Source organism: Streptomyces sp. NH27, from assembly GCF_056859195.1.
Genome location: NZ_JACEGK010001045.1, coordinates 1 through 661, shown reverse-complemented (window position 1 = coordinate 661; position 661 = coordinate 1). Strand labels below are relative to the sequence as shown.

1 protein-coding gene is annotated in these 661 nt (G+C 75.2%); it reads left to right on the top strand.

The genetic code is table 11. The features are described 5' to 3' along the window. Positions 1–282: 282 nt before the first annotated feature. Positions 283–661: crossover junction endodeoxyribonuclease RuvC (locus AC13HU_RS37930; protein ID WP_483046544.1), on the top strand; the 379-nt coding region annotated here is incomplete at its 3' end.

The window sequence follows — 661 nt, the reverse complement described above, 5'->3', positions numbered from 1 at the left end:
TCGCCAACTGCGACGTCGCCGACGAGGACATGGAGAAGGTCGACGCCGGACGCCGGCGCCGCCTGCGCCCGACCGGGCACGCCCGAGTACGGCCGGGCACGTCCGATCGCGCGGCGACCGCACCCGGCAGCGTCCGGCGGCGGTCTGACGGACGATCAGGGAGGGGCCGCCGGGACACACCCCGTCGGCCCCTCCGCTGTTTGTCGGTGCCAACCGATAGCCTGCACGAACAGGTTGGCGAGTACCGCCGACGACGGCGGACGCGGGCGGGAAGGGGGCGGCATGCGGGTGCTCGGCGTGGACCCGGGGCTGACCCGGTGCGGTGTCGGCGTGGTCGACGGCGTTCCCGGCCGGGCGCTGACGATGGGCGGCGTCGGGGTGATCCGCACACCCGCCGACGCGGACATCGGCCACCGGCTGGTGCTGATCGAGCAGGGCCTCGAGGCGTGGCTGGACGAGCACCGCCCCGAGGCCGTCGCCGTCGAGCGCGTCTTCAGCCAGCACAACGTCCGCACGGTGATGGGCACCGCCCAGGCCAGCGCGGTCGCCATCCTGTGTGCGTCCCGGCGCGGCCTGCCGGTGCACTTGCACACCCCCAGCGAGGTCAAGGCGGCCGTCACCGGCAGCGGCCGGGCCGGCAAGGACCAGGTCGGCGCCATGG